The organism is Dyella sp. 01N36 (assembly GCF_056399745.1).
This window is the reverse complement of record NZ_JBFTRY010000008.1, coordinates 1-17,768: the sequence shown is the minus strand read 5'-3', so window position 1 is coordinate 17,768 and position 17,768 is coordinate 1. Positions and strand designations below refer to the sequence as shown.

Genomic DNA, 17,768 nt, shown 5'->3' with positions numbered 1-17,768 from the left:
CCAAGCGTAGAAGCGATGTCACGACACGGCTTGAAAGTTTCTGTTCGCGCATGTCGATAAGTGCGGAAAACACGTGTTCCACGCAACGGAAACACCAACTTGATTTACACTTTCGAGCGTTGAAAACCGTGGTAGCGCAGCGCATAGTCATGCCAACCAGGAATCTCCCGGGCGTCCCGTTACATCCAGCCGTGCAACGCTTGCATCGAAGGATTGGCTCGTTGAACGAAGAGAAGGCTCGGTACGGCATCCTGATCACCGACGACCATCCGGTCATGCGTGATGGCTTGCGCATGGTCATCGAGGAAGAGCCCGACCTTGAAGTGGTCGGCGAGGCATCGGATGGCAAGGAAGCGATCCAGCTGTTCCGCAAGTTTCTTCCCGACCTGCTGTTGATCGACTTGCAGATGCCCGAGGTCGACGGCCTGCAGGCCATCACCACGATCCGCGGCGAGTTTCCCGATGCCACCATCATCGTGTTGACCACCTACCCCGGCGATGCGCGCGTGGTTCGCGCGTTCACCCTGGGCGCGACCTCCTACATTCTTAAAACGGCTCGCCGCGACGAGATCATCAAGGCGATACGCGGCGCGCTTGCCGGACGTCACACCGTGGCGCCCGAAGTCGCCCAGGAGATCGCCACCCATACCGGCCGGGAACGACTGACGGAACGCGAGATCGGCGTGCTGCGCCTGGTCGCCGAAGGCCACAGCAACAAGCAGATCGCCGAGGTGCTGTTTATTTCGGAGGACACCGTCAAGGCGCGCATGAAAAGCATCATGGGCAAGCTGGAGGCTGAAGACCGCACCCATGCCGTCATGATTGCCATCCGGCGCGGCTTCATGGATGCCCCCAAATAAAGGCATCCATGCTTGCGGGCAGATGCTCAGACCGTCGCCCTGCCATGACTGGCCAATGATTTGCGCCACGCGCGAGGCGTCACGCCCATCTTCTGGGTGAACACGCGGCTCAGGTGGCTTTGATCGGAGAACCCCACGTTGCAGGCGATATCCGCCAGCGATGCGTCGGGATTCGCCATCAGGTCAAGGGCCAGCTCGAGGCGACGCGACAACAGCCATTGATGCGGCGAGACGCCGGTGCCCTTCTTGAAGCCACGGATAAGAGCGCCCACGGAAATACCGCAAGCCTCGGCCAATTCGCTGACGGCCACGCCTTCAAAAACCTTGTCGCGCATCATCTGCATCACCAGCCGTTGCTGCCACGGCGCCAACGCACCGCGGGTGATCACCGGCCGTTTGGCCGTGCCACCGTATTCGGCCGCCAGATAGGCGCACAGGCCGTGCAGCAGGTGCTCCACCAGCTTCTGGTGTGCGCCGCCCGGGCTCGCGAAGATGGGCAGCAGGGTCTGGCCGATACTCGAAATGATCGAGTCATGGAAACATTGCCAGGGCTGCGTGGACAACTCCCCTGCATCGCCGGTGTCGCGGCACGCTCCGAGCTCTCGCAGCGCCTCTTGCGGCACATAGAAATACAGCGAGTGCAACGGATCGCCGATGTAGGCCACCGGATCGCACCTCAGATCGAGCACATAAACGGTGCCGGCGGAATACGGCGTCGAACATACCGATCGTCCGTCGTACCAAAGCTCGTGCGTTTTCTGTTCAAGGAAATTGAGGCAGACCAGATAGGCATGCTCCATCCCCATCGGACTGGTGATGCCATAGCCTGCGCGGTCGATCCGCAGCTCGGTGACGGCGAGCCGGGTGCCCTGCTGCGTCTGCGCGCGCAGCACGCGAGGATTGCTGATCTGGAAGGAGCGACCGAGTCGCTCGCCAAAGGCACCTTGATACATGGATATCTCCGGGCCAACGTCTTCGTAGAAGCTTGCTGGCTCAGCTAGCCCCTGAGCTCAGCAAGTTACCGATGACGGGCCAGGCCCGATGCCTCCCTCCGGGTACCTGTGGTCACCCGAAGGCCTGAACAAAATGACTCGAAAGTGTCGAAAAGAAGCCCGGCCCCCACGAGGGCCAGGCTGAAGTTATCGACTTCGCAGGATTTTGCCGCCGACCGTCGAGCAGCCTTGATCAGGCGCACGGTCTGGCAAACGGCCGCCTCAGCTTGAAGTGCTGGTGGCTGGTTTGGCGCCCGGGCCGGTTTCATGCAAGAAGAACGAGACGACAATCCCGATCGCAATCACCACCACCCAGAACTCACTGGAGTGGAAGAAGTGAACGCGGGGATCCACCACCGACGAGCCCACCGTGTTGCCCAGTTTCCGCGCGAACACGGGACCAACGAGCGCGGTCACACTGAACGTGATGAAGTTGATCGCACCCGTCGCACTGCCTTTCACGCGATCAGGATTGGCTTCCTTGATGATGGTGTAAGGGATCATGGCCGATCCGGAGGCGACGCCAAACAACAGCAAGGTCGCCCAATTGGGAATCAGATCGGGAAGCCAGGTCAGTTGTATCGCGCAGATCAACATCAGCACTGCGCCAGCGATAAGCGCCACCTTCCGTCGACCCAGCGCATCGGCAAGCCAGCCGAACAGCGGGCAACCGAAAACCCAGCCCAGCGGAACCATCGAGATGGCGAGCACGGCGTCGTGATAGCTGAACTGCCGGTCCAGCTGAAAGAAGCGCACGCCCCACACCATGTCGCCGATGGTGGTGGGAACAAACAGCAGGCCGGCAACGATGCCGCACAGATACGACTGCGGGTTGCTCAGCACCACCTTGTACGGCGCCAGGAATCCACCCGGCTCGTTCGCTTGCCCTGCCCGGCTCTCGCTGGGCGTCATGGCCAGCAGCGCGACGCCCACCAGCAAGACAATCGCCCCCATCGCATTCCAGAATTGCGGAACGCTCACCATCCCATGAATCAGCGGACCCACGGCTAGCTGCCCCATGGAACCACCGAGCATGCCCAGGCATTGGGTGAAGCCAATCACCGTGGCCAGGCGCGTCGCCGAAAAACCCCGCGACGCCAGGTAGACGGCGCCAGTAAATGCAAATGCCGAACCCGCGCCTTGCAGCAATCGGCCAGCGGTGCCGGTATTGGCATGAGGCAGGGCAAACAGAAGACATCCGAGCGCCAGGATCAGCATGCCCGCGGGCACCACATAGCGCGCGCCCAGGCGATCCAGCAGTACGCCTGCCACCAGGCTGGTCACGGAATAGGTGTAGTAGTAAGTGCCAAGGATGCTGCTGACGCCCAGCGCATCGACACCGAAGGCCCGCATCAGCTCGGGCAGCATCACGGCGGGCGACGATCGCGAGGCATACTCGAGAAAGTAGAAGATCGCCGCCAGACACCATGCGACGACGAAAGCCGTGTGTTGCCTGGAGGGAGACACGGAGACGGAAGGCTGGGTCTTCATCACATCGACGCCTCGTTGGCCAAAAGGCAGCTGCGCACACCCCGAAGCGAAAAGGCACACGCCACCGCGTTCAAGGCGGCATGTCTTCCAGCTTCATGTCGTCCCGAGCGTAAGGATCGCCCCCGGACACTGATTGGAGGATTGTGTGCGGGGTTGGCAATTCCTGATCCGCCTATGCTGGCGACGCCCTGCACCACTCAGGCGTCTGTCGTGGGTCGGCCACCGGGCGGAAAATAGTGCTCGATGAACATGCGCGGAAGAATAAGCCCGATGGTCATGAAGAGTATGACCAGAAAGGCGGTTGTTCCGTTGGCGACCACGCTGGTGATCAGCTCGATCGACGCTGCCTGCGAAGTACCGCCGACCAGACGAAGCAACGCACTGGCCGATTCGAACAGATAGTACCCAGGCATCATGGAGACGACTGCCGAGAACGCGATCGCCGCAAACGGCAAACGCAGGCGATCCACCACGGGCGTGATGATGGCGCCAACCAGCAGGCAGGCAACTAGCGCCGCCGTGGTCACGTGACAGCCCGCCAACGCAATAAGCACCCAGCGCAACGCGTGCGCAAGCATTCCGATGGCGATGGGAAATGACAGGAGACGCCAGGGCATCGAGAAGAACGTGCCAAAACTCGCCACGGCGAAACCCGCGGCGATCACATCGGCTAGGAACGGCACCGCCGCCGGCGTATCGGCCGGCAATGCCGTGATGCCGCCTGCGCCGAGTCCCGCAAGCAAGCCCACGCAGGTCAACAGGATCAACACACCCGCATAGGCGAGCCGTGATATCCCCAGCGAAATGCGGGTGCGTGCCAGGTCGATCGCGCCGTTGAGGATATGCGGACCGGGAATCAACACCATGCACGGGCAGAAGGCCACCAGCGTCGGCGACGTCGACAGATGCATGCGAATGACGATGGCTCCAAGCAGGCCCGCCATCGCTGAAGCACATAGCGGCTGCGCCAGCGGACTGGTCCGCAGGCGGGCCAACCCGCGGCGCGCCAGCGCACCCGCGCCGGCACTCAGTGCGATAAGCCACAAGCTTTGGGCACTCAGCGCGCCGAAGATTACGCCCAGCGCTGCAGCGCCCAGGGCGGAAAACAGAACAAAGCGCAGCGTGGAGACCGCGCCTGTACGTCCGGCCTCAACCAGCAAGGAATACGCGGTTTCTCTAGGCAGGGACTGCTTGCACACCCGATCCACCGCGTGGGATACGGCGAGCACTTTCCCCATGTCCACGCTCAGAGGGGCGCTCGAGGACACCTCGGAGAGCAGCGTGCCCTCGATCTCAACGGTCAATTCGCCCCATTGCGGCAGCACCCTCACGTCCAAACCGAAGGATCGCCCAAGCTGCTCCGTGGCAACCACGGTCCGTTCGGTCGTCTGCCCGTTTGCAAAGAGCAGACCGGCGGCAAGCGCGACCGTATCCAGCGATAGATCGCGCTCTTTTCGAACCGCGGCCGAGGGTGGGCACTTGCCGGCATCTGTCATGGCCCTGGTCCCTGCTTTCGACGACAAAGCCTTGCCTGATGCAGGTTGCATCTATCGGTGGAATGTCCTGCGCCAGGATAGGCAGCGCGCGCTTCTGCGGATTGGAGATCTTTGAGTCGAGCTGGAGATTATTGATGTTTTCTGCACGGCTCTGCTTCGAAAGTGTGACTCTGACGGTCGCCATGAAACACCGTGATACGCTCGGGCATGGCAACGATTTTGTACCTGCCGCGTCAAACCCATTCAATCCGGCGTGATCGATTAAGCGTAATGTTCGCCTGTTGGAATAGCCCATGCATTGACGCCGGAACCTGGGTGCAACGAGTGGCCGCCATCGGCCGCCTCTGCCATACGAGTCTCAGTCATATGAACGAAATGCCCGCATTCGCCTCGGGCGCTCCGATCGAGACCCATCTGTCCGGCTTCGACTTGATCAACACCTCGATGCTGAACAAGGGAACGGCTTTTACCAACGAAGAGCGCGATCGCTTTCGCCTCCACGGCCTGCTCCCTCCCCATATCGGCACGCTCGATGTACAGGTGGCACGCCGCTTGAAAGTCCTGCGTGCGTTCAACACCGATTTCGAGCGTTATGCGTTTCTGCGCGACTTGCAGGACATCAACGAAACCCTTTTTTATGCGTTGCTGGTGGGCAATCTCGCCGAGCTGCTGCCCTTGGTTTATACGCCCACGGTGGGCGAAGGCTGCCAGCGCTTCAGCGAGATATGGCGCAAACCCAGGGGCTTGTTCCTGAGCTATCCGAACAAGCACCGCATCCGCGAGATTCTGGCTGACCCGCGCTTGGATAAGGTTCGCGTGATCGTGGTGAGCGACGGCGAGCGCATCCTGGGGCTGGGTGATCAAGGCGCCGGAGGCATGGGCATTCCGATCGGCAAACTGTCGCTCTACACCGGTTGCGCCGGCATTCACCCGGAATTGACGCTGCCCATCCTGCTCGACGTCGGCACCAACAATCAGGAGCGTCTTGCCGATCCGCTCTATGTTGGCTGGCAGCATGAGCGTGTCACCGGCCAGGACTACGACGACTTCGTCGAAGCCTTCGTCAGCGCCGTGATCGAACGCTGGCCGAATGTTCTTCTGCAATGGGAAGACTTCGCGGGATCCAATGCCAGCCGCCTGCTGGAACGCTATCGCGACCGGCTGTGCACGTTCAACGACGACATCCAGGGCACGGCCGCGGTGGCTACGGCCAGCCTGTTGGCGGCGATCAATGTGACGGGTGTGCAGCTGACCGACCAGCGCATCGCGATCGTTGGCGCCGGTTCGGCGGGCTGCGGCATTGCTTCACTCCTACTGCAAGCGATGGTCGATGCCGGTGCCAGCGAAGCAGATGCGCGTCAGCGCTTCTTCCTGGTCGACCGCAATGGACTGCTGGTGGAGGGCATGGCGAATATCACGCCCGCGCAGGCTCCCTTCGTGCAGAATCGCTCGGCGGTGGCGTCCTGGACGCAGGAAAGCGCGAGCGAAATATCCCTGCTCGATGTCATGCGCAACGCCAGGCCAACGGTCCTGGTCGGCGTATCGGGGCAACGCGGCGCGTTCACCGAGACTGTCGTTCGCACCATGGCGGAACATGCCGAGCGTCCGGTCATCTTCCCACTGTCCAATCCCACGTCTCGTTCCGAGGCGACGCCGGAGCATTTGCTGGCCTGGACCAATGGCCGCGCCCTGATGGGTACCGGCAGTCCGTTTGATCCGGTGGCGTGGGACGGGAAGATGGTTCCAGTCAACCAGACCAATAACTCCTACATCTTTCCCGGCGTGGGACTGGGCGTGCTCGCAGCAGGCGCACGACGGGTCACGGATGCGATGTTCATGGTCGCCGGCAAAGCCGTCGCAGCGATGTCGCCCACCGTCAACGACAAGAATGGTCGGCTTCTGCCCCCGGTCGCTCAGCTGCGTGACGTGTCCATCGCCGTGGCCAAGGTGGTCGCCCGGCAGGCCCAGCTCGATGGCGTCGCCGATGACTGTGACGAGGCGACACTATCCGCACGCATCAGCGCCCTTTTCTGGGAACCGCACTATCGGCCTTATCAGACTGCAAACGAGGCGTGATCGATGGGCGCGTAGCCTCGCGACAGCTGGTATCGCTCGCCAGTTTCACGGTGCCGCTTGCTTACTCTGCTGAACATCCGTACCAGAGACCCTGGTGAGCGTGTCGACACTCCAATCGCCACCAACGGCCTTGATCAAGCGGACATCGGACTCCAGCTGGCGCCGGGACAACTCGACGTAGGCACGTCGCTGCGCAAGGCTCACACTTTGCGTGGTGACCACTTCCAGGTAGTCGGTGGCCCCCGCCTTGTAGCGCGTGAGGGCCAGCTGTTCGGCTCGGCCGGAAGCATCCACTGCGAGTTGCTGCGTGCCCGCCTCTTCGTTCAATACATGCACGGACGCCAGGTTGTCTTCTACGTCCTGGAATGCCGAGAGCACCGTCTGTCGATAGTCGGCTGCGGCACCGTCTTCCTGGGCCTCGGCCTGGTGCAGCGCCTGCTTGCGGCGGCCGCCATCGAACAAGGTGCCGACCAGCGCTGGGCCAATCGCCCAGAAGCGGCTGGGCAGCGTCGCCAGCTGGGTGAATCGCGAAGCCTCGACACCGCCCGACGCCGACAGCAGCAAGTCGGGAAAGAACGCTGAGGTTGCTTCGCCGACATCGGCATTGGCGGCAGCCACCCTACGCTCGGCTGCGGCAATGTCAGGGCGTCGCTGCAGCAAGGTCGAAGGCAGACCCGGTGGAACCACCGGCATGGCGATCGCGCTGGTGGATGCGGCAATGGACAACTCCGCCGGTGCCACGCCGACCAACGTGGCGATGGCATGTTCAAAACGCGCGCGACTCTCGCCCAGGTCCACCAGTTGCGCACTGGCGACCTGCAACTGGGTCTCTGCTTCGGCAAGATCCGAATCCGATGCAATGCCGCCAGTGAAACGTACCTGCACGAGATCGCGCGCCTGCGTAAAGTCGGCAACGGTCTGCTGCAGCAAGGCCGTCTCCGCATCCACGCTGCGCAGGTCCACATAATCGATGGCCAGTTCCGCATGCATGGCCAGTCGAACGGAGGCGAGATCCGCCTCGTCGGCCTGGTAGCGCGCCTTGGCAGCGTCGACCTGGTGACCGATGCGATCGAACAGATCCGGCTCCCATGAGACATCCAGTCCGGCCTGGTAATCCGACACGGTTTTGCCGGCCAATGAACGCCCGACGACGTTCTGCGAGGTGTGGTTGCGGTCGGCGGCGACACCGGCCGTGATGGTCGGGTAGTACGCGGCACGTGCTTCCTTTTCCTGCGCCTTCGCGGCCTGCAGATTGGCGATGCTCTTGGCGATGGACTGATTGCCTGCATCGACACGCGCTTCGAGCTGGTCGAGTGTCTGGTCATGGAACAAGGTCCACCAGTCGCCGCGGCGCACCGTGTCGTTCGGCTGCGCGGCAACCCAGCCTGGTGCGGCACGCTGTGCCTCGGTTGCAACAGGCGCCGCCTCCTTGAAGTGATCCGGCACGCTGATCGGCGGCCGCACATAGGCCGGCCCCGGCGTGCAGCCCACCGACAAGCCCAGGCCGACAGCAACAGCCAGCGTGCTGGCGACGCGCGAAATAGTTGGGTTACGCATGGCTATGCCTCCGTCGCTCAGGTTGCATCTGCGGGGTGCGTGTTGATGCTCACCGGTTGCCCGTTGCTGACGGCATCGCCCGGGTTGACGATCACACGCTCGTTGCCACTCAGGCCCGTGAGAATCTCAACGCGCGTGCCGAAATCCCGGCCCAGGGTGACCGTCATCAAGCGCACTTGCCCCTTGCCGTCGACCGTCGCCACCTGCACGCCCGATGGACGAAACAGCAACGTATTGGCCGGCAACGACAGCATGGCCTTGGGTGCTGCAAGGGCGAGACTTACCTGCGCATAGGCGCCCGGGGGAACGGCGCCATCGGCATTATCCATATCCACTTCCACGCGCAGCGTGCGGCTGGATGGATCGATCGCGCCAGCCGTGCGTGCCACGCTTCCCACAAAGGTCCGGCCCGGATACTGCGGCAAGGTCAGCGTCGCACGGGCACCGATGGCCACATCGGCGGCATCGTCCTGCGGCACGTTGACGAAGATGCGCAGCTTGTCCGTTTCGGCCACTTTGAACAGCGCTGCCGGCGTGCCGCCGTTGCCGGCATCGATCAAGGCGCCGACATCGATATTGCGCACGGTGACGACGCCATCGAAGGGAGCGTAGACCTTCTCGAACGATTGCAGCTGCTGAAGTCGGTCCACGTTCGCTTGTGCGGCTGCGAACATGGCTTGCTTCGCCTTCATCGTGCTCACGTTCTCCTGGCTGGATTGCTCGGATACCGCATTGCTCTTGAGCATGCTCTCCCAGCGCGAGGCGGTGACCTTGGCGATCTGATAGTTGGCTGAGGCGGTCGCCGCGTCTGCACGAGCCTGCGCGAGCTGCGCATCAACTTCCGGCGATTGGATTTCGGCGAGCAGCTGTCCGCTGTGAACATGCGTGCCGATATCGGTCAGCCACCGACCCAGGTAGCCGCTGGTGCGCGCATAGATGCTGGCCTCCTGGAACGCTTCCACGTCGCCGGGCAAGATGAGCGACTGCTGGAGCGGTGCATGGTCCGGTGCAACGACGGCCACCGTAGGCGTGCTGAGCGCCGCTGTCTGGCGCACCACCGCCGCGTGTGCAGACAGCCTCGGCAATCCACCGGCGGCCAGCGCCAGGAAGATGGCGGCCACCGGCAGAATGATGGGAAGACGCGAGCGTGACGATGTCGAAACTGGAATAAGCGCGTTCATGGTGACTCTCCCATCAGGGCGTCGGAAGCGGGGAAGGAAGTGCGGGCAAGACCTGTTGGCGGCGGCCGAGCCACGCGTGCACGGCGGCGAACACCACCGGGACGAAGACCAGCGTGGCCACGGTGCCGAACATCAGGCCGCCGATGACCGCGCGGCCCAGGGGCGCGTTCTGCTCGCCGCCATCGCCCAGGCCCAGCGCCATCGGCAGCATGCCGATGAGCATGGCCAGTGCCGTCATCAGCACCGGACGGAAACGGGTGCTGCCGGCATCAAAGGCGGCTTGCAGTGCCGTCGCGCCTTGCTGGAGCCGATCGCGCGCAAAGCTGACCACCAGGATGCTGTTAGCCGTGGCGATGCCAATACACATGATGGCACCGGTGAGTGCGGGCACGCTGATCGTGGTGCGGGTAACGAACAGCATCCAGGCCATGCCGGCGAGCGCGCCCGGCAGTCCGCTGATGATGATCAGCGGATCGGTCCACGACTGGAAGTTCACCACCATCAGCGCGTACACCAGCAGTACCGCGAAGGCGAGCCCGAGCATCAGGCCCTTGAACGAGGACTGCATGGTCTGCACTTCGCCGCGCACCGCGATGCTGGAGCCCGCCGGCAGATGCGCCTTTGCCGTCGCGACAAGACGATCGATATCGCCCGCCACCGCACCCAGGTCGCGTCCCTGCACGCCAGCGAAGATATCGATCACGGGCTGCACGTTGTAGTGCGACACCACGGCGTCCTGCGACGTGCGGCTGAGCGTGCTCAGGGAGCCCAGGATCGGCGGCGCCACTTGCTTGACGCTGCCTGCGGTCAACGGAATATTGCCCAGCGCCTGCAGCGAATCGATGGTGTACTGCGGCGCCTCCGTGGTCAGCGGATAGCTCACCCCGTTTTTCGGGTTCAACCAGAAGTTGGGCGTGGTCTGCGCACTGCCGGAGAGCGCAATCAGCAGGTTCTGGGCAATCGTGCGCTGCTGGAACCCTGCCTGGATCGCCTTGACGCGATCCACATCGACATTGATGGATGGCGCATCGTTAGGCTGCTGGATGCGCGGATCCACCAGGCCGTCCACGTGGCGAAGCTGGGCCAGCAGTTCCTCAGCGACCTTGCGGTTGCCTTCCTTGTCGTTGCCCACCACCTGCACGTCGATCGGCGACGGCAGGCCAAAGTCCAGCGTCTGGCTGATGATGTCCGCCGGCAGGAACGAGAACGTCACACCGGGGAAATCGTGATTGAGATGATCGCGCAGCGCGCTGACGTACTCCTCCGTGGGCCGGTGGTCGGGCTTGAGGGAGATCAGCACGTCCGCATCCGCGGAGCCCACGGGCAACGAGGAGTCATAGGTCATGTTGATGCCGCTGACCGGCAGCCCGATGTTGTCGAGCACGCTGCCCAGCTCGCGCGGCGGGATGACCACGCGGATGCGCTGCTCCACCAGATCGACAAGCCGTGCGGTCTGCTCGATGCGCGTACCGGTGTGAGCGCGCAGATGGAGGCGGATTTCGCCCGTATCCGAGGTCGGGAAGAAATCACGGCCGAGGAAGGGCACCAGCAGCAGCGAACCGCCGCACACCAGGGCGAATATCACCGCCAGCCTGCGTGGGTGGGCAAGCAGTGTCTGCAAGGCGCCCTGATACCGCCCGTGAAAGCGCTCGAAGCCACGCTCGAAGCGCTGCTGGAACCGACGCAGCGCGCCGGCGCGCCCCTGCCCTTCACCATCGGCCACGCGATCGTTGCGCAGCATGTACATGGCCAGCGTAGGGATCAAAGCGCGCGAGAAGAAATACGACGCCAGCATCGCGAACACCACCGCTTCGGCCAKCGGCACGAACAGATAGCGCGCCACACCGGACAGCAGGAACATCGGCAGGAACACGATGCAGATCGACAAGGTCGATACCAGCGTCGGCGAGGCGATCTGCGCCGAGGCATCGATGATCGCGTCATGCAGCGACTTGCCCATGTCCCGGTGGTGGCTGATGGCCTCGATGGCCACCGTGGCATCGTCGACCAGGATGCCCACCGCCAGCGCCAGGCCACCCAGGGTCATGATGTTGATGGTCTGCCCGAGCACGGAAAGCGCAATGAGCGAGGTCATCACCGACAACGGAATGGTGATGGCGATAATGAGCGTGGACCGCCAGCTGCCAAGAAACAGCAGGATCATCATGGCCGTCAGACCAGCGGCGATGAGGCCCTCGCGAACCACGCCCGCCACGGCCGAACTCACGAAGACCGACTGATCGGACACCGGCTTGATGTCGAGCGCCTTGGGAAGACCCGCGGCAATCTTCGGCAGCATGCCCTTGACGGAGGCAATGATGTCCAGCGTCGATGCGTCGCCTGATTTCTCCACCTGCAGCAAGGCAGAGCGCGTACCGTCCACGCGCACGATATTGGTCTGCGGCGCAAAGCCGTCGCGCACCGTCGCCACGTCGCGCAGATAGGTCACGCCACCGTCCGTCGCCCTCACCGGCAGCATGTTCAATGCATCGACCGAGGCCGGGCTGCCGTTGAGGTTCACGTTGTATTCGAGCTCGCCGATCTTGGCGGTGCCGCCGGGCAGGATCAGGTTTTGCGCGTTCACCGCGTTGACCACGTCCAGCGGCGACAGGCTGTGCGCCTGCAAGGCCTTGGGATCGATGTCGACCATGATCTGCCGCACCTTGCCGCCGAACGGCAGCGGAATGGCGGCGCCCTGCACCGTCGCCAGCTGGGTACGAATGAAGTTGTTGCCCAGGTCATACAGCTGCTGCTCTGGCAGCGTATGACTGGACAGCGCAAGCTGGAGGATTGGCACGGTGGAAGCGTTGTACGAGATCACCAGGGGCGGCAACGTGCCAGGCGGGAGCACGCGAAGAATCGACTGCGCATTGGCCGACGCCTCGGCGATCGCGCGATTGATGTCCGCGCCTTCGTGGAAGTACACCTTGATCACCGCGGTGCCGTTGACCGTCTGCGACTCCACGTGCTCGATGTTGTCCACATCGGAGGTCAGGGCGCGCTCATAGGGCGTGGTGATGCGGTTGGTCATGTCATCGGCGGAAAAGCCGTTGAACGACCACACGATGCTCAACACCGGAATATTGATGTTGGGAAAAATATCGGTGGGCGTGCGCAACACCATCAGCGGGCCGATGATGGCCAACAGCAGGGCCAGCACGATGAAGGTGTAGGGTCGCCGCAGCGCCAGTTGGACGATCCACATAGCAGGCTCCGTCTTGGACAGGTCAGGTCAGGCTGAAGGCTAGATTCAGGGCGCTTGCATGCCCCTGACCGCTTCCTGACAAATCTGTAATCACGCCTTCCGGACGCCCCGCGTATGATCGGCCCAGGCACCCCGCGAGAGTCCCCATGCGCCTGCTGGTTATCGAGGATGAAAAGAAAGCCGGCGAGTACCTGAAGAAGGGACTCGAGGAATCCGGCTTTACCGTGGACGTGGTGGCCAACGGCATCGATGGCCTGCACCATGCGCTCGAAGAGGACTACGACCTGGTCGTTCTCGACGTCATGCTTCCGGGCATGGACGGATGGGAGGTGTTGCGCCGCCTGCGCACCAAGAAGGACACCCCGGTCCTGCTGCTGACCGCGATCGACGAACTCGAAGAGCGCGTGCGCGGGCTCGAGCTTGGCGGCGACGATTATCTGGTCAAGCCTTTTGCCTTCGTGGAGCTGCTGGCGCGCATCCGCACCCTGCTCCGGCGGGGACCGCCGCGCGATATTGAACACGTCCATATCGGCGATCTGGAAATCGACGCCGTACGGCGCCGGGTTCGGCGGCGTGGCCAGCGCATCGATCTGACGCCCAAGGAGTTCTCGCTGCTGCAGCTATTGGCAAGACGGCGCGGCGAAGTGCTGAGCCGCACRCAGATCGCYTCCTATGTGTGGGASATGAATTTCGACAGCGACACCAACGTGGTCGAGGTCGCCATACGTCGATTGCGCGTCAAGATCGACGACGGTCACGACACCAAGCTCATCCACACCGTGCGCGGCATGGGTTATGTGCTCGATGACGAACGCGGGGACGACTGATGCGTCGCCTCTCCCTCGCCACGCGGCTTACCGTCACCTTCACGGTGATTACGGCGGTGTGTTTCATCCTGGTCGGATGGCTGCTCTACCGGGCGGCCGAGCAGCGCATCCTGGAGCAGGACGAGACCAACATTGTGCTTTCAGCCCGCCACCTTCGACGGCTAGTCGCCGAGCTGGACTCCATCGCAGATCTGAAGATCCATCAGGATCGCATGGTCGTCAGCGTGCTCGGCGACAACAGCAACGCGTTGCGCATGGTCGATGACGCGGGACGAATCATCGTTGACCACAATCCCATGGGCTTTCCGCTGGACGCCAACGGTGCCGTGCCCACCGGTCAGCGCATCGTCCCCACCATGTTGCACACTTGGTATGGCGATCAGAGCTTGCCCATCCGCGGTGTGGCCGTGGTAGGGCAAATGCGGGACGGTGCGCAGGTAACCATCATGGTGGCGCGCTCGCTCGCCGATCGCGCAGTGCTGCTGCGACGCTATCGGCGAGATATGGCGCTACGCCTGCTGGCGGGAATGATCGCAGCCACCGTGCTCAGCTATCTCCTGGTGCGTCGGGCACTCCGGCCCTTGCGATCCATGGCCGCCGAAGCCGCCACCATCCATGCGCAAAACCTCCATACACGACTGTCGGCCGGCAATGCGCCCACCGAATTGCACGCCCTCTCCCATGCCTTGAACGAGATGCTCGATCGCCTCGAAGGCGGATTCGCGCGGGTCTGGCAGTTCACCGTCGACCTCGCCCACGACCTGCGCACTCCGCTCGGCAATCTGCGCGGCACCAATGAAGTGGCGTTGGCGCGCACACGCACGCCGGCAGAATACCAGGCCTTGCTCGGCTCCAATATCGAGGAATGCGACCGCGTCAGTCGTACCATCGAGAGCGTGTTGTTTCTGGCCCGCGCGGACAATCCCCAGTTTGCGCTGCAGCGTTCGACCCTGGATGTGCGCGAGGAACTGCAGCGCATCGCCGACTACTTCGAAGGCATCGCCTCGGACGCACGCGTCGCCATCGACATTCAAGGCTCCGCCACGATCTTGGCGGATCGCGAACTGTTCCGCCGTGCGGTGGGCAATCTTTTGTCCAATGCGCTGCGCTATACGCCGCCGGAACAAACCATCACGTTACTGGCCACGCAGACAAATGATGCGGTGACCGTCGCGGTGGAAAATCCCGGCGCAGGCATCTCAGCGGAGCACCTGGACAAGCTGTTCGACCGCTTCTACCGCGTGGATCGTTCCCGCAGCGACTCGGCCAACTCCACGGGACTTGGCCTATCCATCGTGAAAAGTATCATCGAACTTCATGGCGGCCGGGTCACGGTAGACAGCCAGCCACAGGGCATCACACGTTTCGTGCTGTGGTTTCCCGTTCACTGAGCAGACAAGCCCACGGTCGAACATCCCGTTGACACAGCGACTGCGCTGGGTCGGGAGCGTGTTTCATTTAGCCGTCCAATGCCTGCAGCAGTTGCTGTCGACCATCCTTGAGTACTTCATCGGCCAGTTCGGGATCGGCCTCGACCACCGCACGCGAAAGCACGAGTGAACCGACCATCTGACTGAACAATGCGATGGCCTTGCTCCTGCGCTCCTGCGCATCCTCGCCTTTCAGCACACTCGCCAGCTGGTCGATATTCCAGGTCAGTCCCTGCGCATAGGACTGCCGCGCTTCCTTGCTGAGGCGCCGCACATCGCCGGCGAATCCGGTCAGCGGACAACCGGCCTCGACATCGGCCCGGTGTTCCTCGGACAGATACCAATCGACGTGGCGCTTCATCGGATCGGCGTCGTCGTCTTTGGACGCTTGAATGCCAGCCAGCAGCCGCTCCGCTCCCTCCTCCATGGCCTTCTCCATCACCGCCGCGACCAGGGCGTCCTTCGACTTGAAGTGGTTGTAGAAGCCCCCCTGGGTAAATCCGGCGGCCTTGGTCAGCTCCGACAGGCCCACGGCAGCCACTCCCCGCTCGCGGAACAGCTTTTCCGCTGCGGCGACGATAGATCGTCTATTTTCAATGGCTTGCTGCTTTGTAACACCCATGTCGCTACTCCTGGCCAAGGCCCAACAAGACCATTATCTCAAAAAACAATGGTGATCACCATTGACAATGATCGAGCCGGGTGCCAGTCTACTCTATGTCAATGGTGATCACCATTGTGATCTCCAGCCGTCCGGTCAACTGAGCCGCCAGACTTCCAGAGGAAACGACCATGTCCACGACCTCCGCCGAACAAAACAAAGCCCTGGTGCTTGAGGCCTTCGACACGCTGTTCAACCAGCGCGACTACGAAGCGGCCAAACACTACTGGTCCGATCAATACATCCAGCACAGCGCGCATATCGAGCCCGGCCGTGACGGCCTGTTCAATCTGATCCGCAGCATTCCCGACACGCTGCGCTACGAACACGGGTTGATCCTGGCCGAAGGCGACTACGTCATCGTGCACGGGCGCTTCTCCGGGCACGGTCGTCCGGCCGCGTGGATTGCCGCCGATGTCGTGCGCATCGAGAACGGCAAGCTGGCCGAACACTGGGACGTGCTGCAAGACGAAGCCACCCAGGCCGAATCCAAAAGCGGTTTGCCGATGTTCGGCGAACGCTTCCCTTCCTGATTTCCTTCGAGGAGTACGCTCATGAAACTCACCGGCAACACCATCTTCATCACCGGCGGCGCCTCCGGCATCGGCCGCGGACTGGCCGAAGCCCTGCATCGATCGGGCAATAAAGTGATCATCGCCAGCCGCCGCAAAGCGCTGCTTGATGCGGTGACCCAAGCCAATCCAGGCATGGAGTCGCTGGTCATGGATGTGAGCGATGTGGACAGCATTCGCAGCGCGGCCGCCGAAGCCATCCAACGATTTCCCGACATCAACGTTGTCATCAACAACGCGGGGATCATGGACATCGACGACGCATCCCGCCCGTTGGACGATAAGCAGCTGCTGGATACGGTGAGCACCAATCTGCTTGGCCCCATGCGCCTGACCTCGGCTTTCGTCGAGCACCTCAAGACCCGCAAGAACGCCGTGATTGCGTATGTCACCTCGGTCCTCGGCTTCGTACCGCTGGCGCCCGCCGCTGTGTACTCGGCAACCAAGGCCGCCATGCACTCCTACGCGATGTCGCAGCGATTCATGCTGAGCAACGATGATGTGCGCGTGCTCGAAATCGCCCCGCCCTGGGTGCAGACCGACCTGCTCAACAGCAGCGAAGAGCCGCGTGCGATGCCGCTCAAGCCCTTCATCGAAGAAACCATGGCTGCGCTGGCCACCGATGCCGACGAAATCCTGGTGGAACGTGCTCAAGCGCTGCGCGCCAATCCTGGCCCGGGCGAAATGGCCTTCGTGACCGAGTTCAATGGCGCGTTTCTTTCGGGCGCGGCAGCCGCGGCCTAGATCAGACTGCACGTGAACGAAACGCCAGAGACATGCGAACGGCGCTGATACGCACCTGACAAACACCTCTCCACCCGAAGGCACGTCACGACCAGCCGCTTTTCGCTATGCTGCGCGGACCCTGGCCGACCTGCCATCGGGAGGAGCGTGTATGACCTCCGTTCGCTTGACTGATCTGGCCCACGGCGGTGGCTGTGGCTGCAAGCTCGCACCATCGGTGCTGCAGGAGTTGCTTGCCAACAAGCCCGCGACGATGCCGTATGCGCATCTGCTGGTAGGCACGGAAAACAGCGACGATGCGGCCGTGTGGCAGGTGGATGAAAGTACCTGCGTCATCGCCACCACCGATTTCTTTATGCCGGTGGTCGATGATCCTTATGACTTCGGGCGCATCGCCGCCACCAATGCGCTATCGGATGTGTATGCCATGGGCGGCAAGCCGATCATGGCGCTGGCCATCCTGGGCATGCCGCTGAACAAGCTCGATGTGGAAACGGTGCGGGCGATTCTTGCCGGCGGCGAAGCGGTCTGCACGCAGGCGGGCATTCCGGTCGCAGGCGGCCACTCGATTGATTCGGCCGAGCCGATCTACGGACTTGCGGTGGTCGGTTTGTCGGCAGCGCGCAACATCCGGCGCAATTCCACCGCGCGCGCCGGCGACGCGCTGATCCTGACC

The 17,768-nt window shown here is 62.7% G+C and carries 14 protein-coding genes; 7 read left to right on the top strand and 7 right to left on the bottom strand.

The genetic code is table 11. The features are described 5' to 3' along the window. The first annotated feature begins 221 nt into the window (after window positions 1-221). Window positions 222-860: a response regulator gene (locus tag AC1DMG_RS03570; RefSeq protein ID WP_477176447.1), complete on the top strand. Its 639-nt coding sequence runs from the start codon at window positions 222-224 to the stop codon at window positions 858-860. 26 nt (window positions 861-886) lie between these two features. On the opposite strand, the gene AC1DMG_RS03565 is transcribed toward AC1DMG_RS03570, so the two are convergent. The 3 genes from AC1DMG_RS03565 to AC1DMG_RS03555 all read right to left on the bottom strand — a co-directional run bounded on the left by AC1DMG_RS03565 (window position 887) and on the right by AC1DMG_RS03555 (window position 4,839). After that, window positions 887-1,813, bottom strand: coding sequence for a helix-turn-helix domain-containing protein (locus tag AC1DMG_RS03565; protein WP_477176446.1), 927 nt, complete (start codon window positions 1,811-1,813; stop codon window positions 887-889). A 261-nt stretch (window positions 1,814-2,074) separates the two neighbouring features. Further along, on the bottom strand, window positions 2,075-3,343 hold the full coding sequence (locus tag AC1DMG_RS03560; RefSeq protein WP_477176445.1) for an MFS transporter: 1,269 nt from the start codon (window positions 3,341-3,343) through the stop codon (window positions 2,075-2,077). Between the two features lie 197 nt (window positions 3,344-3,540). Beyond that, on the bottom strand, window positions 3,541-4,839 hold the full coding sequence (locus AC1DMG_RS03555; RefSeq protein ID WP_477176444.1) for a threonine/serine exporter family protein: 1,299 nt from the start codon (window positions 4,837-4,839) through the stop codon (window positions 3,541-3,543). A gap of 366 nt (window positions 4,840-5,205) precedes the next feature. Between AC1DMG_RS03555 and AC1DMG_RS03550 the strand changes: the two genes are divergently transcribed. Further along, entirely contained in the window at window positions 5,206-6,915 is a 1,710-nt protein-coding gene (locus AC1DMG_RS03550; RefSeq protein ID WP_477180180.1) for an NAD-dependent malic enzyme, read from the top strand. A 45-nt stretch (window positions 6,916-6,960) separates the two neighbouring features. Here AC1DMG_RS03550 and AC1DMG_RS03545 read toward each other — a convergent pair whose 3' ends face one another. From AC1DMG_RS03545 to AC1DMG_RS03535, 3 genes are read right to left on the bottom strand one after another with little or no spacing between them, the layout of a single operon-like run. Beyond that, on the bottom strand, window positions 6,961-8,472 hold the full coding sequence (locus AC1DMG_RS03545) for an efflux transporter outer membrane subunit (RefSeq protein ID WP_477176442.1): 1,512 nt from the start codon (window positions 8,470-8,472) through the stop codon (window positions 6,961-6,963). Between the two features lie 17 nt (window positions 8,473-8,489). Next, window positions 8,490-9,653, bottom strand: a complete 1,164-nt coding sequence (locus AC1DMG_RS03540) for an efflux RND transporter periplasmic adaptor subunit (RefSeq protein ID WP_477176441.1) — start codon at window positions 9,651-9,653, stop codon at window positions 8,490-8,492. 13 nt (window positions 9,654-9,666) lie between these two features. Next, complete coding sequence (locus tag AC1DMG_RS03535) at window positions 9,667-12,858, bottom strand: efflux RND transporter permease subunit (RefSeq protein WP_477180179.1); 3,192 nt, start codon at window positions 12,856-12,858, stop codon at window positions 9,667-9,669. 146 nt (window positions 12,859-13,004) lie between these two features. Here AC1DMG_RS03535 and AC1DMG_RS03530 point away from each other — a divergent pair, with 146 nt between their 5' ends. Together AC1DMG_RS03530 and AC1DMG_RS03525 are read left to right on the top strand one after the other, a co-directional pair. Further along, on the top strand, window positions 13,005-13,685 hold the full coding sequence (locus AC1DMG_RS03530; RefSeq protein ID WP_477180178.1) for a heavy metal response regulator transcription factor: 681 nt from the start codon (window positions 13,005-13,007) through the stop codon (window positions 13,683-13,685). Next, window positions 13,685-15,076 carry a heavy metal sensor histidine kinase gene (locus AC1DMG_RS03525; protein WP_477176438.1) on the top strand — a complete coding sequence of 464 codons (1,392 nt, stop codon included), beginning with the start codon at window positions 13,685-13,687 and terminating at the stop codon, window positions 15,074-15,076. Before AC1DMG_RS03530 ends, AC1DMG_RS03525 begins: the two co-directional genes overlap by 1 nt. Before the next feature lie 67 nt (window positions 15,077-15,143). Here AC1DMG_RS03525 and AC1DMG_RS03520 read toward each other — a convergent pair whose 3' ends face one another. After that, window positions 15,144-15,737, bottom strand: coding sequence for a TetR/AcrR family transcriptional regulator (locus tag AC1DMG_RS03520; RefSeq protein ID WP_477176437.1), 594 nt, complete (start codon window positions 15,735-15,737; stop codon window positions 15,144-15,146). A 170-nt stretch (window positions 15,738-15,907) separates the two neighbouring features. Between AC1DMG_RS03520 and AC1DMG_RS03515 the strand changes: the two genes are divergently transcribed. The 3 genes from AC1DMG_RS03515 to selD form a co-directional block, all read left to right on the top strand. Beyond that, window positions 15,908-16,309: a nuclear transport factor 2 family protein gene (locus tag AC1DMG_RS03515; protein ID WP_441603639.1), complete on the top strand. Its 402-nt coding sequence runs from the start codon at window positions 15,908-15,910 to the stop codon at window positions 16,307-16,309. A 21-nt stretch (window positions 16,310-16,330) separates the two neighbouring features. Continuing rightward, window positions 16,331-17,092 (top strand): SDR family oxidoreductase, encoded by a 762-nt coding sequence (locus AC1DMG_RS03510; protein WP_477176436.1) that lies wholly within the window; start codon window positions 16,331-16,333, stop codon window positions 17,090-17,092. Window positions 17,093-17,243: 151 nt separating this feature from the next. Beyond that, window positions 17,244-17,768, top strand: a 525-nt coding sequence (selD, locus tag AC1DMG_RS03505; RefSeq protein ID WP_477180177.1) for a selenide, water dikinase SelD, incomplete at its 3' end; no start/stop codon positions are given.